The following is a 22,435-nucleotide window of genomic DNA, read 5'->3' as shown; positions in this document are numbered from 1 at the left end:
TCCTTTGGAAGTTACTTTCCACCTTGGTTGGTTTAATCTAATCAGGAAAGTAACGGACAACAGAGCGAATAGCCCAAAATGCGAGCGACATGGTTAAGCTACTAAGAGCACACGGAGGATGCCTAGGCGCTAGGAGCCGACGAAGGACGTGGCGAACAACGAAACTGCCTCGGGGAGCTGTAAGCAAGCTTTGATCCGGGGGTGTCCGAATGGGGAAACCCGGCTGTGGTAATACGCAGTCACTCACATCTGAATACATAGGGTGTGAAGAGGCATACCAGGGGAACTGAAACATCTAAGTACCCTGAGGAAGAGAAAACAAGAGTGATTCCGTCAGTAGCGGCGAGCGAACGCGGAACAGCCTAAACCAGAGAGCTTGCTCTCTGGGGTTGTGGGACGTCTCACACGGAGTTACAAAGGAACCGATTAGACGAACAGGTCTGGAAAGGCCGGCCATAGAAGGTAAAAGCCCTGTAATTGAAAGTCTGTTCCCTCCGAGACGGATCCCGAGTAGTGCGGGGCACGTGAAACCCCGTATGAATCTGCCAGGACCATCTGGTAAGGCTAAATACTCCCTAGCGACCGATAGTGAAGCAGTACCGTGAGGGAAAGGTGAAAAGTACCCCGGAAGGGGAGTGAAAAAGAACCTGAAACCGTGTGCTTACAAGAAGTCAGAGCCCTATGCGGAAACTTGTTTCCGCACGGGTGATGGCGTGCCTTTTGTAGAATGAACCGGCGAGTTACGTTCCCGTGCAAGGTTAAGGTGAAGAGCCGAAGCCGCAGCGAAAGCGAGTCTGAATAGGGCGATTTAGTACGTGGACGTAGACCCGAAACCGGGTGATCTACCCCTGTCCAGGGTGAAGGTGCGGTAACACGCACTGGAGGCCCGAACCCACGTATGTTGAAAAATGCGGGGATGAGGTGGGGGTAGCGGAGAAATACCAATCGAACTCGGAGATAGCTGGTTCTCCCCGAAATAGCTTTAGGGCTAGCCTCGGTGAATAGAGTCGTGGAGGTAGAGCACTGATTGGGTGCGGGGCCCGCCAAGGGTTACCAAGCTCAGTCAAACTCCGAATGCCATGGACTTATAACCGGGAGTCAGACAGTGAGTGCTAAGATCCATTGTCAAGAGGGAAACAGCCCAGACCATCAGCTAAGGTCCCCAAGTGTGTGTTAAGTGGGAAAGGATGTGGAGTTGCACAGACAACCAGGATGTTGGCTTAGAAGCAGCCATCATTTAAAGAGTGCGTAATAGCTCACTGGTCGAGTGACTCTGCGCCGAAAATGTAACGGGGCTAAACACACCACCGAAGCTATGGCTTGAATCGACTTCACTGCTTCTTTGAAGCGGTGGATACTACGAGACATTTTTGCCGAAAGCAACCTTTGAAATGGTTCATGGGTTTCGGCCAAATGCTCCAGGGGTTAAACCGATCACTTCGAAGCTGGAGTGAAGTCGATTCAGGGGTAGGGGAGCGTTGTATGTGGATTGAAGTTGGACCGGGAGGACTGGTGGACTGCATACAAGTGAGAATGCCGGTATGAGTAACGAAAAGATCAGTGAGAATCTGATCCGCCGAAAGCCCAAGGTTTCCTGAGGAAGGTTCGTCCGCTCAGGGTAAGTCGGGACCTAAGGCGAGGCCGAAAGGCGTAGTCGAAGGACAACAGGTTGAAATTCCTGTACCACCGTAATCCGCTATGAGCGACGGGGTGACGCAGTAGGGTAGTGACGCGAGCTGATGGATGCTCGTCCAAGCAGTGAGGCTGATGTGTAGGCAAATCCGCACATCATTAAGGCTGGGCTGTGATGGGGAGGGAAAATTTACAGTACCGAAGGTCATGATCTCACACTGCCGAGAAAAGCCTCTAGCCAGGAGAAGGTGCCCGTACCGCAAACCGACACAGGTAGGCGAGAAGAGAATTCTAAGGCGCGCGGAAGAACTCTCGTTAAGGAACTCGGCAAAATGACCCCGTAACTTTGGGAGAAGGGGTGCCCCGGTAGTGTGAATAGCACGAGGGGGCCGCAGTGAAAAGGCCCAAGCGACTGTTTAGCAAAAACACAGGTCTGTGCGAAGCCGTAAGGCGAAGTATACGGGCTGACGCCTGCCCGGTGCTGGAAGGTTAAGGGGAGCGGTTAGGGAGCAATCCCGAAGCTGTGAACCGAAGCCCCAGTAAACGGCGGCCGTAACTATAACGGTCCTAAGGTAGCGAAATTCCTTGTCAGGTAAATTCTGACCCGCACGAATGGCGTAACGACTTGGGCGCTGTCTCAACGAGAGATCCGGTGAAATTTTAATACCTGTGAAGATGCAGGTTACCCGCGACAAGACGGAAAGACCCCATGGAGCTTTACTACAGCTTGATATTGAACTTTGATGCGATTTGTACAGGATAGGTGGGAGCCTAGGAATCCGGAGCGCCAGCTTCGGTGGAGGCATCGTTGGGATACCACCCTGATCGTATCGAAGTTCTAACCTAGGACCGTGATCCGGTTCGGGGACAGTGTCAGGCGGGTAGTTTGACTGGGGCGGTCGCCTCCTAAAGAGTAACGGAGGCGCCCCAAGGTTCCCTCAGAATGGTTGGAAATCATTCGTAGAGTGCAAAGGCAAAAGGGAGCTTGACTGCGAGACTGACAAGTCGAGCAGGGACGAAAGTCGGGCTTAGTGATCCGGTGGTACCGCATGGAAGGGCCATCGCTCAACGGATAAAAGCTACCCTGGGGATAACAGGCTTATCTCCCCCAAGAGTCCACATCGACGGGGAGGTTTGGCACCTCGATGTCGGCTCATCGCATCCTGGGGCTGAAGTAGGTCCCAAGGGTTGGGCTGTTCGCCCATTAAAGCGGTACGCGAGCTGGGTTCAGAACGTCGTGAGACAGTTCGGTCCCTATCTGTCGTGGGCGTAGGAAATTTGAGAGGAGCTGTCCTTAGTACGAGAGGACCGGGATGGACGCACCGCTGGTGCACCAGTTGTTCCGCCAGGAGCATAGCTGGGTAGCTACGTGCGGATGGGATAAACGCTGAAAGCATCTAAGCGTGAAGCCCTCCTCAAGATGAGATTTCCCAATTAGTAAGACCCCTTGAAGACGACGAGGTTGATAGGCCTGAGGTGGAAGTGCAGCAATGTATGGAGCTGACAGGTACTAATCGGTCGAGGGCTTATCCAAGATACTACCCGCAAAGTGAAGAATAGCTTCGATGCTGATTCCGATTACTTTGCGGGGACCCCGAGAACATTACCAGCCTTGGTAGTGGGGGCTAACACGCAAATGAAGTTTCGTATCCAGTTTTCAGGTGATCAAACATCTGAACTCGTTTGGTGGCAATGGCGGAGGGGTTCCACACGTACCCATCTCGAACACGACCGTTAAGCCCTCCAGCGCCGATGGTACTTGGACCGCAGGGTCCTGGGAGAGTAGGACGTCGCCAAGCAACTATAAGAAGCACTGTTGATATTTATGTCAGCAGTGCTTCTTTGTTTTTTTGGTGTGCTATTTTTTGCAAATTGCGTTATTTTTCGTTTGAGAACGCCATGTTAAATACTGCCATATAGTTGCCTTGTCATATTAGATAGTGTCATGTTGGATACGGCCATGTTACAGCCATACTACGGCCATGCTACATACCCGTACAGCCCTGTTACGTACAGCCTGTTATGTACGGCTCTGTTACATACAGTTATGTTACATATTGCAATGCTTCCGCTGCAATACTGAATACTGCAATACTACGAAACTATGAATAAAAGCGACAGCAGCTCGGTTGATCGAAAAAATTTTGCCATACAAATGGCTACTAAGGTTGAAGGTTAGAGACGAAATGTATTTTGTACAGTTAGTCTTCCTCTTTCTTCAAGAAACACTGGTACTAAATGTAAATCCTACAGCTAGTTTCCCTTAATTTACTTAAAACCTCGTAATTGCCCAAAACTAAATGTAGGTTTGGACTTCTGTCAAGAAAGTGGACACCTATTAAGTGAAAGTTTACGCCGTCTCCTTCTTGAATTGCGCAGCAAATTGAACCGGCGACACATAGCCGATTGAACTGTGGATTCGTTTGCGGTTGTAGAAAAATTCAATGTACCTGTAAATGGTCTCGTAAGCCTGTTGTTTGGTCTTGAACTTCGTTCTGTAGATGAGTTCTTTTTTCAAGATGCTGTGAAATGACTCGATACAAGCGTTATCGTAGCAATTCCCTTTACGACTCATGCTAACCTTCATGGAATACGATTCCAGCTTGTCACGGTACTCCTTCGATGCGTACTGTGAACCGCGATCGGAATGGTGAAGCAATCCCTTACCTGGTTTTTTCGCATCATATGCGGCCTCTAGAGCATCTAAGACAAGTTCTGTTGTCATCCGGCCGTAAAGACGCCAACCCACGATCTCGCGTGTGCACAGATCCATCAGACTAGCCAAGTACAGCCGTCCTTCTCGGCAGGGGATGTAGGTAATATCTGCAACCCACACTTTGTTCGGTTCAGATACGGCAAAGTTCTGGTTCAACTCATTGGGAGCAATGGGTGAGTCATGATTGGAATCGGTCGTCTGCACCTTAAATTTACGGGAGACACAAGAACGCAACCCCAGTTCTTTCATGTAGATGCTAACTGTGCGCTCCGCGACCTGGATACGCTCTTTCCACAGCATTCGGGTAATCTTAGGACTACCGTAGCGTTCCCCGGAGTCATGAAAATGATACTTGACTCTCTCCAGAACCTTCGCCTTTCGAAGTTTCTGCTCGCTAGGCAATGCCTTTTGCCACTTGTAGAAGCCACTCCGAGACACTTGTAAAACCTTGCACATCTTCTCCACCGAAAACTCGGAGCGATGTTCTTCAATGAATTGGAACCTCAGTTCCTTTCTTTGCTGAAGATGTGCAGCGCCTTTTTTAATATAGCGAGTTCTTCCTGGAGATCTTGATTTTCCCGCTCCTTCTCTTGATTCTCCAGTTCCTTTTTACGCAGTTGTTGTTCGAGTTGACGCACTCTCTCCGGTGTGACTAAAGATTCCAGCTGGATTTCATCGCGGTAAAGTGCTTTCCAGTTGTGCAACACACCGGCAGATATACCGAGTTCTTCGGCCAACTGCGGCATGGACTTACTTTGCTCTAAAATATACTTCACTGTCTGCTTCTTAAACTCTTCACTGTAACTATTACGTTCCATCCGGACATCTCTCCCTTAAGGATTATTATCTAGGTTCACTTAAGGACTGTCCACTTTTTATTCTAGTTGCAGTTCTCCAGTTAGATACCCACCATACGACAAAAACCCGTCAACTAACTGTAGGAAATACAGCTAGCTCATACTTGAGATAAGTGCGGCATCTGCTCCCTCCCCTCCCTCCTCCAGCTAATTGTCCAATCAGCTAATCCTAGCCCTTACCCTCCACCCCACACCCCCAACCCCACCCCCAACCCCACCCCCAACCCCAACCCATCTTCAGCAACCGTCCAACCCGTGTAAACTTCATTAGCTACGTGAGAGGGGAGCAAATGCGACTAATCAGTTAATCAGTGCACAAGCCAAGCTCTAAGATGCGTACACAAGCCAAGCTCTAAGGTTCTACTCATGGACTTATAACCGGGAGTCAGACAGTGAGTGCTAAGATCCATTGTCAAGAGGGAAACAGCCCAGACCATCAGCCAAGGTCCCCAAGTGTGTGTTAAGTGGGAAAGAACGACTGGAATCTTATTTACTAATGCCTGATTTTATTTTAGACTTCCAATCCCTCCTGACTCCTTTATCTAAATCCCTCCAGATTAAATCTAAATCCCTCCAGAATATCTCTTCACTCGATTGCTTTTTCTTTCATTTCATTTTTTCGTCGTCTACAAAAGTCGATTGTTATGCTGAAGATATCTCAGTTATTGCATATTAGGCTTACCTATGTAGTAATCAGAAAAATATCAACTATAAATCGCAATATTGCCTCCTCAAAATCACGTCCAAAGTTCGTTAGACTAACGATGTAAACATTTACATTTCTGAAAGGGGTCTTGAAATGAATAGAATGAAACGCATGGCTGTTGTTTTGATTGCTGTTCTGCTAGTCGCTTCGTTAGCGGCATGTGGCGGCGGAGGCAATAAAACCACAACTAATAATGGCGGAAATACGCCTGGAGCTAGCGAAAACGGCGCAAATGAAGGTGCAACAACAGATTCAGGGGAGAAAATTGAACTTACGTTCTGGTCGCTTGGAACGACAAATTACGAGGAGCTCGCTAAAGAATATACAGAAGAGCATCCGAATGTTACCGTGAAGTTTCAAAATACGTCTGACCAAACGGCCCACCATAATAATTTGACTACTGCATTGTCCGCAAACTCTGGTGCACCGGATATTTTTATGTTAGAAATTGCATTTATGGAGCGTTTCATCAATGCTCAGGATAAATTCCACAATCTATATGATCTTGGTGCAAAAGATATTGAAGGCGATTACTTGGAATGGAAATGGAAGCAAGCAACATCGTTGGATGGTTCTTTTCAGTTGGGTCTACCAACAGACATCGGGCCCACAGTTGTATATTACCGTACGGACTTAGTTGAGCAAGCAGGCCTGCCAACCGATCCGGATGGGTTTAGTGCAGCAATCGATACATGGGATAAGTTTGCGGCGGTTGCAAAGCAATTTAAAGATAAAACAGGCAAACCATTTGCCGACTTGACAGATTTAGTGTACAACGGTGTGCGCGACCAAGCAGCCGATGAAATTTATTTCAGCAGAGCAGATGGTTCTTTTATTGGAGATACGAACCCGCAAGTAAAGAAAGCCTATGATTTCACGGTGAATGGCATTCAAGAAGGCTGGATCGGGAACACGCTTCTTTGGTCCCCTGAATGGAATAAAGCGATCAATGATGGGGATTTTGCAGTTATGTTAGCTCCGGCTTGGATGGCTGGAACGATTAGAAATGCTCAGGATTCCGCAGGTAAATGGGCTATTGCTCAATTGCCTGAAGGCGCGGGCAACTGGGGCGGTTCGTTCCTAACATTGCCTAAAGAAGGCAAGCATTCGAAGGAAGCCTATGAGTTTATATCTTGGCTTGTAAACAAGGAGAATCAATTGAAATCTTTTAAGAGCAAAGGACTGTTCCCTTCAATTCCTGCAGTATACAGCGAACCGTCATTTACGGAAGATAAAGATGATTTCTTTAGCGGTCAGGTGATTTCCGAAGCATACGCCAAGTCGGCTGAACGTGTAAAACCGGTATACTACGGCCCGCTGCATGACCAAGTGGACACGATGTTCAAGGATGCGCTTAAGAACGTACTTGAGAAAAAGGCTGATCCGGCAAAAGAGTGGGAAAATGCAATAAAACAAGCTAAGACACTGGCAGAACGCAGCTAGTAAGTAATCCTTACTATTATAGCTCGTCACCGAATTCGCAAGAAGATGGTATCTTCTTGCGAATTTGGATTTAATCAAACTACCCTGGAGGTGCATGAATGGCTGACTTAGCTACTGCCAAACCGCTTCAGAATGAAGGCAAGAAACCGTTCTGGACGGAGACAAGGCGAAGCCGCTTGACGGCTTACACGTTTATCTCTCCTTTCTTTATTCTCTTTAGCATTTTTGGGCTTTATCCGATCTTTTTTACAATTTATTTATCTTTTTTTAAGTGGGATGCTCTTGGACCGATGAAATTTGTCGGATTTAGAAATTATGAACTGATCACCAGCGATCCGACGTTTTGGATTTCCTTTAGCAATACGCTGATTATGGCGTTAATGGGAACCGTTCCGCAGCTGATTATGGCATTATTTGTCGCAATTATGCTGAATTCGGCATTAAACAAGTTTAAGAATACGTCTCGTATCTTGTTCTTTATGCCAAACATTACTTCCATCGTAGCCGTGGCACTCGTGTTTAGCACGATGTTCGGCAACAATGGGATGATCAATTGGCTATTAAATACCATGGGAATGGAGAGCATGGCTTTTAACTCTGGATGGTGGGGAGTAAAGATAGCTATCTCGACGATGGTCATGTGGCGCTGGATGGGGTATAATGCGATCATTTTCCTCTCAGGACTGCAGAGTATTCCTACAGACATCTATGAAGCTGCGAAAATTGACGGAGCAAGTCGAGGACAGCAGATGATATACATTACACTGCCATTGCTGAGGCCATTTATCATCTTTGTCACCTTGATCTCTACGATTGGTGCACTACAGTTATTCACCGAGCCCTACGTATTCCTTGGCCAGTCGGGTACGGGTTCTACTCGTCAGGAAGGGGTTACGATGGTAACTTACTTGTACAGTGAGGCATTCCGTAACGGCTTCTTTGGAACTGCAGCGGCCACGGCGGTCATGCTGTTTGCTTTCACCATTATTTTCTCTGTCCTTAATATGATGATATCCAGTCGAATGGGCGGAGACACAGGAGGGAAAAAAGCATGAGCACAGCAGCAGTAAACATGAAAAGAAAGAAACCGGACGATGCCAGAATTATTGTCAAAATTTTATTCTATATATTTATGGTGTTAGGTGCGCTCGCGTCTATATTTCCGTTTTACTGGATGTTTGTAATTGCAACCAACGACAAGTCCGCTGCATTCCATATTCCGCCGCTTCTTGTGCCTGGAACGGAGTTCTTTAATAACTTTGGACGCGTTTTGGAAAGGACGGATTTTTTTAGAGCATTACTGAATTCCGTCGTTGTTGCTTCATCAGTTACGATTTCCGTAGTGTTTCTGTGTACGCTCGCTGGTTATGCTTTTGCGAAATATGAATTTCCATTGAAAAAGATTCTGTTTGTCTTTGTTATCGCTACAATGTTAGTTCCGGTTCAGTTAGGGGTTCTTCCGCAATATGTCATTATGGCGAAGCTGCAGTGGATCGACAGCTATAAGGCGTTAATCGTTCCGGCGATGGTAAATGCATTCGGGATATTCTGGATGAGGCAGTATATATCCTCTGCCGTTCACTCCGAATTGATAGAGGCGGGACGGATCGACGGGGGCGGACATTTTCGAATTTTCTGGAATATTGCGATTCCTGTCGTTACGCCGGCGATGGCTACGCTTGCCATCCTAAATTTCATGAACGTTTGGAATGATTTCTTCTGGCCGCTTGTCGTATTGAAGAATAGAGAGAACTATACGATTCAGCTGGCGCTTCAGCAGCTATTTACGAACCGGGATGGTCTGGATTTCGGTATGATCATGTCTGCTACCTTTACGGCTACCTTGCCGCTTTTGATTGTTTTCCTGCTGTTCAGCCGTTGGGTCATCGCCGGCCTGACATCTGGAGCTATTAAAAGTTAAGCAAGCAGCGTCATATTCTGAAGGTCTACGATCTAATACGTGATATTTGCAAGGAATATAGAACACGATGAAGAATAATACAGTTAGAAGATGTTGGGGAGGCCGCAAAAGTTCATGAAACTCCGTCGAAAGATCTTGCTAGCAATTATACTTCTCGTGTTCATTCCGGTTATACTGATGGGCGGCGTGTCTTATTACAGCTTCGCGCATGCGATGGAAAAGAAGTCTAGTCATTTTTATTGGATCTCCTTGCTGGAGAGTGACCGGAAGCTGAAATTTGCGTTGAATGAAGTAACGACCATTTCTAACTCGGCGATCACTCAGGATGTTATTCAGCTAACGCTGAAGGTGCCGGAGGCAGGAGTAAGTTATGAGACCAAGCAAGAGATCGGCAAGCTATTCAATCATCCGATGATTACCTCGTACGCTTTGTATTCCAAAGATCAGCTGCTCTACAGTCCTAACGAATTTATGGCATTGGATGAACTGAATCAGCAAAGCTGGTATAAGAAGATGAAAGCAGCTGAAGGAAGACCGGTATGGATCGGACCCGGAGAGAATGGTTCGATTGCTACGGGGAACCCGGTACTTATACAGGCGCGTGTAGTCAAAGACTATTATTCATTAGAGGATATTGGGGCTCTCGTGATATATATTAAGCCAGACATTCTGGATCAGGTGTTCTGGGAAGCAGCTACGCTGAAGCAAGGGGATATCTTGCTGGTGAATACGCAGGGGAAAATCGTGTTTGACAAGTCTGGTGAGCATATCGGGGAACAGACGTCATTTCCCTTCCTCTTGGAAGGCTATTCCAGCAGCAAAGGCTACTACGTAGATAAGTATCTGGAGGAAAAATCGCTGATCACTTATCTGCCATCTCATAACAAAGACTGGGTTTTGGTAGCGATTACACCGTTTAAATTGATTGCGTCCGAGTCTTTGTCGATCCGCAATATCGCTGTTATTCTTGTAGTGTTATCTCTGGTGTCTGCTTTTTTATTCGACCGATTTTTTATCCGTAGATTGGTTAGCAGTATTATAAGCGTTGTGAACGGAATGAAGCGAGTGCAGCAGGGGATATTCGTACCGATTACTTCTAGGCTTCCAGCGGACGATGAGCGGGATTTGCTGGTAGATGGATTCAATCGAATGAGTACGCAAATCAATGAGCTGATCGAGCAGGTCCAGACCGAGCAGAATCGGAAGAAAGAGGCGGAGCTGCAAGCGCTCGTGGCACAAATCAATCCGCATTTTATTTATAATTCCTTGGAATCGATCAATTCTATGGCCGTGCTGCAGGGGAATAAGAGCATCAGTAAGATGGTTATATCTCTCGGTAAGCTGCTGCGCATAAGTATTAGTGAGAATCAGGAGCTCATTCCTCTGCAAATGGAAATAGAGCATGTTCGGCACTATATGGACATTCAGAAATTCCGCTTCGAGGATAAGTTCTCGTATGACTTGCAATTATCGGACTCATTGAAATATTTCAAGACACAGAAGCTGATTGTCCAGCCTATCGTAGAGAATGCACTGTACCATGCGATTGAACCGATGGAAGACAGCGGAATGATCACGATTCGAGCAGAGGAGCATGGAAATGATATTTTTATTTATGTGACAGATAACGGGCCTGGTTTTGATCACGTGACACTGTTGAATATGTGGAATAAAGATTGGGGCAACTTGAAGAAATATCGCGAAAATGGAGTAGGCCTTAAAAATGTTCATGAACGACTGCGCATTCGGTTTGGTGGACAGTATGGCATTATGATTTGTTCCTCTCCTGGATTCGGGTCTACAATCCGAATTCGGATACCTAAGATCGTTTCTTAAATAACAACGGGTAGAAGGGGGATAAATGATGAAATGGTTACTTAACTGGGGATGGATTCTGCTGTATATTACGGTTCTTGCCGTATCTGTCCTGCTTATTACCGCCGGAAATCGCGATCCGATCGAGGAGGATCAAATCGATAAAATCACCCTCACTTTTCGTCATTTCTGGACGAAGGAGCATGATCGGCCGATGCTGAATATATTTGAGGATGTCGTAGCGGATTATCAGAAAGCCCATCCGAATGTGAAGGTGAATTTTGAAGGGATGGATCAGACGACGCATCGCGAGCAGCAGCTTAAAAGCGAGATGGTCACTGGCACGCCTCCAGACATGTTCGTCCTGTTCGGGGGCGCTGAAATCGAGCCTTATGCCCGTGCGAATCGACTGATGGATTTGAGTCAGTTCGTGATGGAACGTGGACTTAAGGAGCAATACCGCGACTTGCAATTATGGACTTTTGATGGACGGATCTACGGTCTGCCGATAGAAGGTAATGCGGAGCCTTTATATTACAATAAGACGATTTTTGATACGCTTGGTCTTCAGGCGCCGAATACGTTAGCTGAATTGAATCATATCATTCAGGTGCTTCGTGATAACGGATACATTCCTTTTGCGTTGGGGAATGAGGATCGCTGGCCAGCAGCGATATTTGCCCATTATTTGATGGATCGATACGCTGGGCCTGAATTGATTCAGGCTTTGTCGCAGGGGGAAGATGGCCATGATTTTCGGAATGGAAAATATTTGAAAGCCTACGAGCATTTGGACGGGTGGGTAAAGGCAGGAGCTTTCGCTCCCTCGGCTAACGGCTTTACCACGGAAGAGGCAATTTCCCAGTTTACCGAGGGCAAAGCTGCTATGTATTTAAATGGGAATTGGGACATCAATTTATTTCATCGAGATGATCAGGTCTCTCATAGCAAATCAAGCTTCCAGGACGAAGTAGGCGTTATTCCATTTCCGTCCTTTCGGTTGGGAGAAACCAGTTCGATCGCTGGCGGTTATACGATTGGTATCGGACTGTCATCCAACCTAGATGAAACGAAGAAGGAGGCCGCGCTGGATTTGCTGGAGCGTTTCTATACGAAGGAAATCCAAAGCCGTATTGTGTATGAAGGCCTGCGTTTGCCGTCGATTAAAATTAGCTATGATCCCGAAAAAACGGGCCCCGTGTTTGCTCAAGTAATCACATTGATGGAGCAAAGCACGCATAGCTTCGTCCCTTATGACAATATATTGTCCCCAGAGGTCAAAAGATCCTTCTTAAAGGGCGTGAAGGAAATGATCGGTGGCCAGATGAGTGCAGAGGAAGCTCTGGAGGATTTGCAGCTTAGCTCTAATCTATATTGGAATCAACGAAGAAGTTCTTTACCCTTTAAGAATTCGGGAGGTGCCATGGATGGGGGCGACGGAAGAGAAGTACAGGGTGATCTTGGTCGATGACGAGCCTATTATTCTGCGTAGTTTGAAGGCTGCGATCCCCTGGGAAGAGCTTTATTTAGAAATAGCCGGAGAAGCCAGAAATGGGGAACAGGCTCTTCAATTGGTTCGTGAAACGGCGCCGCATATGATTATTAGTGATATACGCATGCCGGGCAAAGACGGGATTTCTTTGATGAAGGAAGTATTGGCGGAAAATTCGCAGAGGTTATTTATATTTATTAGCGGTTATGGCGAATTCGAATATGCGCGCGAGGCGCTGCGCGAGGGCGCTTTTGACTATTTGTTAAAGCCGATCGATCATGACGAGTTGATTGAAATGATTATGCGAGCCAAGAAGCATCTGAACAAGCAACAGGAAAATGACAAACTGCTGCATTCGGTTCAAGTGTTGTCGTTGCTCGCTAGAGAGAGGCTGTTTGCTGAGTTTATCGATGGAAATCAAAGCCCACTGCAACATATGCGTTGGCTGGAGAACAGTGAGCTGGAGCAAGGGTATTTTATGGCTGTCGTTCAGCTCGATCATTATTTGAAGCTGAATGAGCAGTGGAGCATGGAGGATAAACGCCTATGGTTGTTTGCGATACGCAATATCGTTAGCGAGTGGTCTCTGAATCAAGGGGGGCTTACGACGTTTCCTTTTCATAGCGGCGAATGGGTCATCCTGTTCCCTGATCATCTTAGCGATAGAAAGGTATGTCTCGGCAATGATTTGATCAGCCAAATCAAAGCAAATACGAAGTTGTCTTGTTCAGCTGGTTTTAGTGGGAGCATGATCGGCATTAATCGTTTAAATGAAGCTTATCAGAACGCGGCCCAAGCCTTGTATCAGCGATTTTATTTCGGTGAGGAAGGAGTTTATGTCTATTCGGAACGCGAAAAGGCAGCTCATACTACGGAAGCTACGGAAGCTAGATATCCTAAGCTGATAGAAGAATCGCTACTGGAATGCGCTCGCAAGTTAGATCGTCAGCAGCTGCTGAACCTATTTGATGAAATGAAGAGCTATTTCGAGGAAAAGGCTTTGACCAAGGAGCAGGCGGAGCGAATGATTATCGAGCTGACGATCGTCCTGTATCGTCAATTCGAAGGCATGAATATGATGCTGGAGTGGTCTCTGGAAGGCTTGCTGCAGGAGATTTACTCCCTGCCGACTTTAAGTGAAATGATCGCCGTATTGAAGGATTGTTTCGGTCAGTGGATTTTGCAGAACAAGGAGAATTACTCGCGTGGAGATGTTCAGGCTGTTATTGGAAAGGCAACCTCGTACATCACTCACAACTATCACAAGGATCTCAGCATTGAAGAGGTCTGCGAAATAGCCGAACTAAGTATAAGCCACTTCTGTATGCTATTTAAGCAAGAAACAGGGTATACTTTTTTGGAATATTTGACGAAGTGCCGTATCGAAAAGGCCAAATTCATCTTGCAAAATACGAATGTGAAGGTCTATCAAGTAGCTCCGCTTGTTGGATATCAGGATCCCAGGTATTTCAGTCAGGTATTCAAAAAGATAACGGGGAAAACCCCGTCTGAATATCGGGAGGAGGCCGGTTAGCATTACAAGAATAGAAGGATCACTTAGACAAGGACGGCCGGAATACCCGGTCGCCCTTGTACTAATTTATTCTTTCCTTAGCAATTATTTATTATCGGTTGCGCTGCATAGAACCCATAATCAGGCTGACGATGAACACAAGAAGGATAGCCCCGATTAGTGCGGGAACGAAGTAGAAGTTACCGATAACAGGCCCCCAGTTTCCAAGAATGAGACTGCCGAGCCAAGCTCCGATAAAGCCAGCAATAATGTTCCCGATAATTCCACCGGGAATGTCCCTGCCCATAACCAGTCCTGCTAGCCAGCCAATCACACCACCGATAATTAATGACCATAAGAAACCCATTCTTATCACCTCAATCTTTGATTAGGCTGTCTGTTTACTATTAACCACCTCTATCGATTTTAAACATTTCCCTTTCACGAATGAGAAACAAGCCTGAGATATAACTGAGTTTATTAATAATTAAAATTATTTCTCAAAAAGGGCTTGTGTAGTTAGCGGTCGATCTGGTACAATCCAACACAATAGCTTCCAAAAATAAACATAAGAAGAATTTGTCATTATGAAAGCACTTACAACCAATGAGTATTTTTGGGGAGTTGACTTCTTTAAGGGAGGAGGATTTTCTGAGGTTTAAAATTCAAACGATTGCATAGAAAAGAGTGAAAGACGGGATATAGGGAGTTTGTCGCTTATGGGTAGAAAATTTGAAGGTTGAAGTTTTGTCATCTGTGCAAACCTTTGCATCGCAAAAGACAAAAAGGAATAGAGGAGGAATAACATTGATAAAACAGGCTCAGAAGTTTATAGCTTTGTGGTTAAGTTTAATTTTTGTCGCGACTTCGGTCTTCATAAATCCATGGGTATCTTTAGATAAGGTTTATGCTGAGGAAATGCCGGCGCTCCAAATTGCTGCGGATACACTTGTGCAGCCGACGGCTGCGGAGCCGCTTAATGGAACGATGATGCAGTATTTTGAATGGTATTTGCCGAATAGCGGAAACCATTGGAATAACTTGAAAGCGGATGCAGAAAATTTGAAGGATATTGGCATTACCTCGGTGTGGCTGCCTCCGGCTTATAAAGGGCATTCGGGTATTAATGATGTTGGCTACGGTGTGTATGACTTGTATGATTTGGGCGAGTTCAATCAGAAGGGTGCGGTTCGGACGAAGTATGGCACGAAGAGTCAACTGGAGCAAGCGATATCCGCACTTCACAGCAATAATATCCAGGTATATGGTGACGTTGTAGTTAACCATAGAATGGGTGGAGAGGGTACGGAGGAAGGTAATGCAATTGAGGTTGCCGGCAATAATCGTAATCAGGAAGTTTCGGGCAGCTATAATATTAAAGCCTGGACAAAATATGATTTCCCGGGGCGCGGGAATCAGTATTCATCGTTCAAATGGAGATGGCAGCATTTTGACGGGGTGAATTGGAACGAGAATACCAAGAAAGAAGCGGTCTATAAATTTGCCGGCAAGAACTGGGATTGGGAAGTAGACACGGAGAACGGAAATTATGATTATTTAATGGGCGAGGATCTTGATTTCGATCACCCTGACGTTGTGAACGAGATCAAAAATTGGGGCGTATGGTATGCAAATACGCTAAATCTTGACGGATTCCGGCTAGATGCGATCAAGCATATTAAATATGATTTTATGAAGGATTTTGTTACTCATGTACGCACCAACACTGGCAAGGAAATGTTCACGGTTGGTGAATTCTGGAGCGGTGATCTTAGCAAACTACAAAATTATTTGAACAAGGTTGGCGGTAATATGTCCTTGTTCGATGTTCCACTGCATTATAAATTCCAGACTGCATCCTCCAGCAACGGGAACTTTGACATGCGGAATATCGCTCAGGGAACGCTTGTCAATGTTAATCCGCAAAAAGCGGTTACGTTTGTGGACAACCATGACACTCAGCCAGGTCAATCGCTGGAATCCTGGATTCCGAGCTGGTTTAAGCCCCTGGCTTATGCGTACATTTTAACTCGTGAACAAGGTTATCCAATGGTGTTCTATGGTGATTATTATGGCATTCCGAATAATAATATCCCGGCGATGAAGGACAAGCTGGATCCATTGCTTAAAGCACGGAAGGATTATGCCTATGGAGTGCAGCATGATTATATCGATCATCAGGACATTATCGGGTGGACGAGAGAAGGTGTGGCAGCTAAACCGAATTCCGGCCTAGCCGCACTGATTACGGACGGCTCAGGTGGAACGAAGACGATGTACGTTGGAATGCAGCATGCGGGAGAGACTTGGTACGATATTACAGGCAACCGTACGGATACTGTCCAGATTAACTCTTCTGGATATGGTGATTTCAAAGTGAACGGTGGTTCGGTATCGGTCTGGGTGAAGCAGGGAACGAGCAATCTAACTCCACAGCCGGTAAATGGCCTGACCATTCATTTCAAAAAGCCGGCGGATTGGGGAGTTCCTCAACTGTATTATTACGGCACTTCGTCTACAGTGACTGAACCTGCTTGGGCGTCTGCTCCAGCCATGATTCAAGAGCAAGGGGATTGGTACAGTTATACGATCGAGGGCGCGAATAGCGCGAACATCATATTTCGCGACAGCAGCGGGAAGCAGACCCCGGGCTCGAACCAGCCAGGCTTCTTCCGGAATGCTGAAGGCTGGTATGATGGGACATGGCACAATAGTAACCCGATTGCTGCGGCAGGTGGAGAAGTCGAAGGAATTGTTTCTGTGACCAATGCGTCTTACGCACTGGCTGGGAGCACTGCCAGTACTTTTAGCGCGGTAAGCCAGATCACAGCGGCGGCAAGTGAAGCCGCATCCGCAAGTACGGCTACTTTGGCGAATCCTGCTACTCTAGTGAGTGCTGCCGCTTCGGTGAGTAATGCTAGTTCGCAGAACGGGATTTTTAGCTGGGATAATGCAAACGTTTACTTCGTGTTGACGGATCGTTTTAAGGATGGTGATCCGAGCAATAACAATGCCTACGGACGTCCGCAGAGAGATGCCACCGGGAAGAATATCGGAACGTTTCACGGTGGAGATTTGAAGGGCTTGACGGAGAAGCTTCGCGAGGGTTATTTTACGGATCTGGGCACGAACGTCATCTGGATTTCTGCTCCGTATGAGCAGATGCATGGCTGGGTCGGAGGCGGTACCGGGGGAGATTTTGCCCATTACGGCTACCACGGATACTATGCGCTCGACTTTTCGATGATGGATCGTAATATGGGGACGGTTAGTGATATGCGGGAGTTTGTGGATTTAGCGCATTCTCAGGGCATTCGTGTCGTGTTGGACGTCGTTCTCAATCATCCGGGTTATTCGACACTGCAGGATATGGAGGATTACAATTTTGGGGCCAGAAACGGCATCGGTGCCAGCTGGACGCCAGGCAGCGGCCAAAACTGGCATAGCTTCCATGACTTTATCGACTATAATAACTCATCCGCCTGGTCAAGCTGGTGGGGCAGCTGGGTTCGTGCTGGGGTTAGCGGGTATGAAAATTGCGGTCATAGCGATTTGACTCAGTGCGTAGGTGACCTGCCTGATTTCAGGACGGATGTAACCAGTAATGTAGGTCTCGCCCCTCTTTTGAAGACAAAATGGGCTAAGGAAACAGTGGGCCATGATGCTTGGATCGTTCCAGCAGCATCGGGCTTGCGTAAAGACCTTGGAATCGCCCCAGCCGACCATATCATTAAAATGCTGGCGTCTTGGGTTGAGGAGTTCGGGATTGATGGTTTCAGGGCAGATACGGCTAAGCATGTAGAACTGAACCGTTGGAAGCAGCTTAAGAACGAGAGCAGCGCAGCGTTGCAGAGATGGAGACAGAACAATCCGGGTAAGCCGGGAGCCGATTGGAGCGACGACTTTTGGATGACCGGGGAGGTATGGGGTCACGGCGTCGGTAAGAGTGAGTATTTTAATAATGGCTTTGACTCGGTGATCAATTTCAGCTTCCAGGACAGCAATCTCAACGCCTTGGAAGGGATTTATGCTGACTATGCATCTAAAATTAACAGTGATCCGAGTTTCAATGTGCTGAGCTATATTTCATCGCATGATACTCGTTTATATGATCGCAGCAGCTTGATTCAGGCGGGAAGCGCGTTGCTATTGTTACCGGGTGGAGTGCAAACGTTCTATGGGGATGAGGCAGCCAGAGCTTTTGGCGAGACGGGCTCAGATCCGCAGCAGGGGACTCGCTCTTCGATGAATTGGAATGGCTTAAATCAAAATGTATTGTCGCACTGGCAAAAGGTTGGTCAATTCCGTAGCAATCACCTTTCGGTTGGGGCAGGCAGCCACGCAAAACTTGCGGATGCGCCGTATACGTTTAAACGGACATATTCGAAGAATGGGATTGAGGATCAAGTGGTTGTTGTCATGGGTGCTTCAGGTACAACAAACGTTAATGTATCCTCGGCGTTTTCAGACGGCAGCACGGTACGCGATGCTTACACTGGCAATGAAACCGTTGTGTCGGGCGGGATTGCCACATTTACAGCGCATGCTAACGGTTTGATCCTGATTGAGCAGACCGCCGAATCGTCCTTGCCAGCTGTGTCGGCATCGCCAGCAGGAGGTAACTTTAAGACGGAGACATTGACGATCACCCTTCGTGTAACTAAAGCTGATGGTGGGAAATATACGTTGGATGGCAGTGACCCTTCAGCAGGTATTCCATTCACGGACGGTACGGAAATTACGATCGGTTCTGATATGGAATTTGATGATTCCGCCACACTGCGATTATATGCGGAGAATGGGGAAGGTTCCTCTGTACAGCAATATCAATATACGAAGAAAGATCCGGATGCAGGTTTGACGATCTACTTCAAAAAGCCGGCAGATTGGGTTGCGCCGCATCTTTATTATTATGAAACATCACCTAAGGTAAGTGAGCCGAGCTGGGCTACAGCACCGGCAATGACGAAAGTTGCGGGAGATTGGTATTCTTACAAAATCGAAGGCGTAGACAGTGCAACGCTAATATTCAAGGATAACTCAGGTAAGCAGAATCCAGGCCAAAATCAGGCGGGGCTCGTACGAACAGCAGATGGATGGTATGACGGTGTACAATGGCATGAATCGAACCCTGACGAACCTGGTGATATCGAGGAGCCAAATAAGGTAACGGTTTATTACAAGCAAGGTTATGCTACGCCGTATATTCACTATCGTCCTGAGGGCGGGACGTGGACGGCGTCACCAGGAATCGCGATGGAAGCGTCGGAAGTGCCGGGCTACAGCAAATATACGGTGGATATCGGCAGCGCCTCTCGTTTAGAAGCGTGCTTTACAGACGGTCAAGGGAATTGGGACAGCAATAATATGAGAAATTACTTCTTTAATATTGGTACTTGGACGTATAACGGGAATGGACAAATCGTATCGGGTCCTCCACTGCTAGCTGCAGCAGCCTGAGCCATCTAAACATCAGGCACTTTAGTTCGCTCCTGTGACTGTACAAAGTTATAATAAGAATGCCCCAGTATCTATTGGATGCTGGGGCATTCTTTTACATGTTTTGTTCTTTTGATGTATACGGGGACTTCATCAGGGCTAAAGCCGCTTTCGCCGGAAATAAAGTACGAATGCGCTGACGGCAAGCAAAACTAGCAGTGAAATACCTGCCGTAATGGCTTCTGAGGTGCTGCCCTGCTGCTGAGTGTTTTGAGGTCCGAAGCCGCCTGCTCTACCTCCGAAGCCCATTCCGTCTGGAGCGCGTCTTCTGACTTCGGACTCTCCCTGAGGCATTGGCCTGTCAGGAACAAATGGCTGATTGTCCCAGGCAGGTGCTTCCTCTTGTATAAGCGATTCTTCTATCTCTGTCTGTGAGGGAAGGGCACCATGCAAATTTGGCACTTCTTGCTCTGACTGTGATGGAATGACACTTTGTAGATTCGACGCCTCTTGCTCAGTCTGTATGGGGATCGCCCCTTGTTGACTGGGTGCTCCTTGCCCAGCCTCCAATGGAGTCGTCCCTGGTTGAGCCCCAGTACCCTGCTCTCCTGCTGTAGTCGGAGTATTGATATGGGTCGATGTGTCAGGAGCTGCACCTGCGTCGAATCTTCCCCCCATATTGCCGCCCATGCCGCCTCTCATGCCTCCACCCATGCCACCGCTGCCTGAGCCGTCACCCGAGGACGGAATCGTTCCGTCCAGCTGTTGTGCAATATTGTCGACTTGCCTTGCATTGGCAGCCACTAATTGCGCCACGCCCTGCTGATACTCTTCGTACGTATAAAAAGCTGTAGGGTCCTGCTTCACATACGCGGCAATCATTTGGTTCAGTTGTTCGACCCGGGTTGAGAATTTGTCCTCTGACAAATAGCCCTGGATTGCTTCTTCAATAATGCTATGGTATCGCTCCTTATAAGCGTCAACGGCCAGGAGCTTAGCGATGAGCGGCCGCTCTGCCAGTGCGCCTTGTGTAGGCTCGTCAATGAACAGCGATGTACCGGACGGCCTTTGCACCTGATCCGCGCGCTGGTTGGTTTCATCACCTGTTGAAGTATCTTGGCGTGTTTCAGCCTCAGGGGCTATGGATGCGCCTGTTTCTGCGTTTCCGGCCAGTTGGTTGCGCTCTGCGCCGCCTCGTCCCATGCCCATACCACCGCCGCCCAATCCACCAAAGGCCATATTGAAATCCCAAGGCAGAATGGAGAACACGCCGTCTACCTCGTATAAATAATAGTTTTGTTTGTTGCCGCCAATGTAGCTGTCCGTATTGTTGGTGACCACGTTTAAAGCAATATATTTTAAAGCATTATCGACGAAGAGGACACTTTCGTAATCGGTGCCGTGATTCAGCTCGTCCAGCATATCGATCAGCACATTTCCGTTATGGGAGTTGGACTTCAGTTCCAGGCCAGTGTAGGACTTCGGGTCGTCGTCCAGCCAGAGCAAATCGCTGCCGGAGCCTGTCATCACGCCTTTGTACAATGCCCCGTAGGCATTGTCAAAATGCCGCTCCAGATAGGAGGTGCCGATTTGCTCCACCGCCAGGTAGAACCCCCAAAGCTCGTCATTGACATAAACATTGACAAATGAATATTTAGGTGTCGGCAATCCTAGCGATTCTGCCAGCTCATAAGCGAGATATTCCCGCATATACGAGGCATCGCTGTAATTGTTGTTGAGATTGATTTTTTCCAAGCCGCCCAAGGTTTGATTGACATACTCATTAAAAGACAGCTTAAAGCTATACCGATCGGAGTCGGGCATTTGGACCACACTGCGTAGTGTGAGATTCCCTTTAGTACGGATGCCGATATTGTCGACTTGTTGCCCGTTGTAATTCACCGAAGCCGGCTTATACTCCTCTGCACTAGCATTATTCAGCATATCCTGGAAGTCGTCCTCGTTCATTGTTATTTTTACATCAATGATTTTGTCTTTGGGGAATACAACCTCGTCTAGCAGTTGCTCTGTGGCTGTTCCAGATGTTCGGTTATAAGCACTGTTGGAAGTCGAGCTGCTATTGCTGGAAGAAGAATCAGAAGCTGGAGCATTCAAAATAGAGTTAGAGCATGCTGCGAGACTCAAGCACATTACCGCCGCAAGAGAGAGAGTCCGCAGATTGGCCTTCAAGCGCAATCTCATGATACATAGTCTCCATTGTAGCTGATCAGCACCGCGTTTCTTACTCCGTCCAGCTCGGAGATTCGGTTGACAAATGCGCTTTCGTGATCACGGAGCCGCACCTCAAAGGTCATCTCGATGTTGCCGGGTGATACTGTCTTTTGCTTCACATTATAGCGTTTTACAAGTCCGGTTATAGCCTGGTGAATCGCTTGCTCACTCTCATTGCCGCTGCAGTTGATCACGAGCAAATAAGGCGTCTCCAATGTCGAGTTTTTGATGAATAGAAACAGCACCAATCCGATGATGACAGAACCGACGGCGGCGAGAGTATAGAAGCCAGCTCCGGCCACAATCCCCGCGGCGGCTGCCCAGAAAAGGAAGATCAAATCTGTTGGATCTTTAATGGGTGTTCTGAAGCGAACGATTGAAAGGGCACCGACCATCCCGAGCGATAGAATCAGGTTGGAGTTGATTGCGATAATGACCATCGCCGTCACTAAAGTCATGCCGATTAATGAAACATTGAAGCTTTTCGAATACAGCACGCCGCTAAATACCCTTTTATACAGAATGAAAATAAATAAGCCGATGATGAAAGCGACGCCTAGTGTAATAAGAATTTTGGACAGGCTGATATCGGATGTGAAATTGCTCAGTACTGATTTTTTAATAATATCGCTAAATGTAGTCGACGATGTGTTCGTTGTAGTTTCCATA

The 22,435-nt window shown here is 47.2% G+C and carries 10 protein-coding genes, 2 rRNA genes and 2 pseudogenes; 10 read left to right on the top strand and 4 right to left on the bottom strand.

Features of this window, described 5'->3' with window-relative positions; translation table 11 throughout:
* Nucleotides 1-91 precede the first annotated feature (91 nt).
* Nucleotides 92-3,166: ribosomal RNA gene (locus EIM92_RS23445) — 23S ribosomal RNA — on the top strand.
* A gap of 148 nt (nucleotides 3,167-3,314) precedes the next feature.
* Nucleotides 3,315-3,431, top strand: a 5S ribosomal RNA gene (gene rrf, locus EIM92_RS23440).
* Nucleotides 3,432-3,982: 551 nt separating this feature from the next.
* Here the strand turns inward: rrf and EIM92_RS23435 are convergent.
* Nucleotides 3,983-5,166, bottom strand: a pseudogene (locus tag EIM92_RS23435) (IS3 family transposase).
* Nucleotides 5,167-6,004: 838 nt separating this feature from the next.
* Here EIM92_RS23435 and EIM92_RS23425 point away from each other — a divergent pair.
* The 6 genes from EIM92_RS23425 (at nucleotide 6,005) to EIM92_RS23400 (ending at nucleotide 14,116) form a co-directional block, all read left to right on the top strand.
* Nucleotides 6,005-7,354, top strand: coding sequence for an ABC transporter substrate-binding protein (locus EIM92_RS23425; RefSeq protein ID WP_125084913.1), 1,350 nt, complete (start codon nucleotides 6,005-6,007; stop codon nucleotides 7,352-7,354).
* 98 nt (nucleotides 7,355-7,452) lie between these two features.
* Nucleotides 7,453-8,409 (top strand): carbohydrate ABC transporter permease, encoded by a 957-nt coding sequence (locus EIM92_RS23420; RefSeq protein ID WP_125084912.1) that lies wholly within the window; start codon nucleotides 7,453-7,455, stop codon nucleotides 8,407-8,409.
* Nucleotides 8,406-9,275, top strand: coding sequence for a carbohydrate ABC transporter permease (locus EIM92_RS23415; protein WP_125084911.1), 870 nt, complete (start codon nucleotides 8,406-8,408; stop codon nucleotides 9,273-9,275). Before EIM92_RS23420 ends, EIM92_RS23415 begins: the two co-directional genes overlap by 4 nt.
* A 114-nt stretch (nucleotides 9,276-9,389) precedes the next feature.
* A complete protein-coding gene (locus EIM92_RS23410) occupies nucleotides 9,390-11,111 on the top strand; it encodes a cache domain-containing sensor histidine kinase (protein ID WP_125084910.1) in 1,722 nt (573 codons plus the stop codon).
* A 28-nt stretch (nucleotides 11,112-11,139) separates the two neighbouring features.
* Entirely contained in the window at nucleotides 11,140-12,561 is a 1,422-nt protein-coding gene (locus tag EIM92_RS23405) for an ABC transporter substrate-binding protein (RefSeq protein ID WP_125085338.1), read from the top strand.
* Nucleotides 12,518-14,116, top strand: a complete 1,599-nt coding sequence (locus tag EIM92_RS23400) for a response regulator transcription factor (protein ID WP_125084909.1) — start codon at nucleotides 12,518-12,520, stop codon at nucleotides 14,114-14,116. The genes EIM92_RS23405 and EIM92_RS23400 overlap by 44 nt, the downstream gene beginning before the upstream one ends.
* Nucleotides 14,117-14,207: 91 nt before the next feature.
* On the opposite strand, the gene EIM92_RS23395 is transcribed toward EIM92_RS23400, so the two are convergent.
* The gene (locus tag EIM92_RS23395) at nucleotides 14,208-14,462 is read right to left on the bottom strand and encodes a GlsB/YeaQ/YmgE family stress response membrane protein (protein ID WP_125084908.1); all 255 of its coding nucleotides are present in this window, start codon (nucleotides 14,460-14,462) and stop codon (nucleotides 14,208-14,210) included.
* 551 nt (nucleotides 14,463-15,013) lie between these two features.
* On the opposite strand from EIM92_RS23395, the pseudogene amyS reads away from it, so the two are divergent.
* Together amyS and EIM92_RS24795 are read left to right on the top strand one after the other, a co-directional pair.
* Nucleotides 15,014-16,759 (top strand): annotated as a pseudogene (gene amyS / locus EIM92_RS24800) (alpha-amylase); the annotation flags it as partial.
* Nucleotides 16,760-16,855: 96 nt separating this feature from the next.
* Nucleotides 16,856-19,555, top strand: a complete 2,700-nt coding sequence (locus EIM92_RS24795) for an alpha-amylase family glycosyl hydrolase (RefSeq protein ID WP_425464217.1) — start codon at nucleotides 16,856-16,858, stop codon at nucleotides 19,553-19,555.
* A 138-nt stretch (nucleotides 19,556-19,693) separates the two neighbouring features.
* On the opposite strand, the gene EIM92_RS23380 is transcribed toward EIM92_RS24795, so the two are convergent.
* Both EIM92_RS23380 and EIM92_RS23375 read right to left on the bottom strand, forming a co-directional pair.
* Entirely contained in the window at nucleotides 19,694-21,736 is a 2,043-nt protein-coding gene (locus EIM92_RS23380; RefSeq protein WP_246021141.1) for a CotH kinase family protein, read from the bottom strand.
* Nucleotides 21,733-22,434, bottom strand: a complete 702-nt coding sequence (locus tag EIM92_RS23375; protein WP_125084907.1) for a DUF4956 domain-containing protein — start codon at nucleotides 22,432-22,434, stop codon at nucleotides 21,733-21,735. Before EIM92_RS23375 ends, EIM92_RS23380 begins: the two co-directional genes overlap by 4 nt.
* Nucleotide 22,435: the final 1 nt, after the last annotated feature.

This window comes from Paenibacillus lentus (assembly GCF_003931855.1).
Taxonomy (GTDB): domain Bacteria; phylum Bacillota; class Bacilli; order Paenibacillales; family Paenibacillaceae; genus Fontibacillus; species Fontibacillus lentus.
The sequence above is the reverse complement of the archived record's forward strand: the minus strand, read 5'-3'. Positions and strand labels throughout refer to the sequence as shown.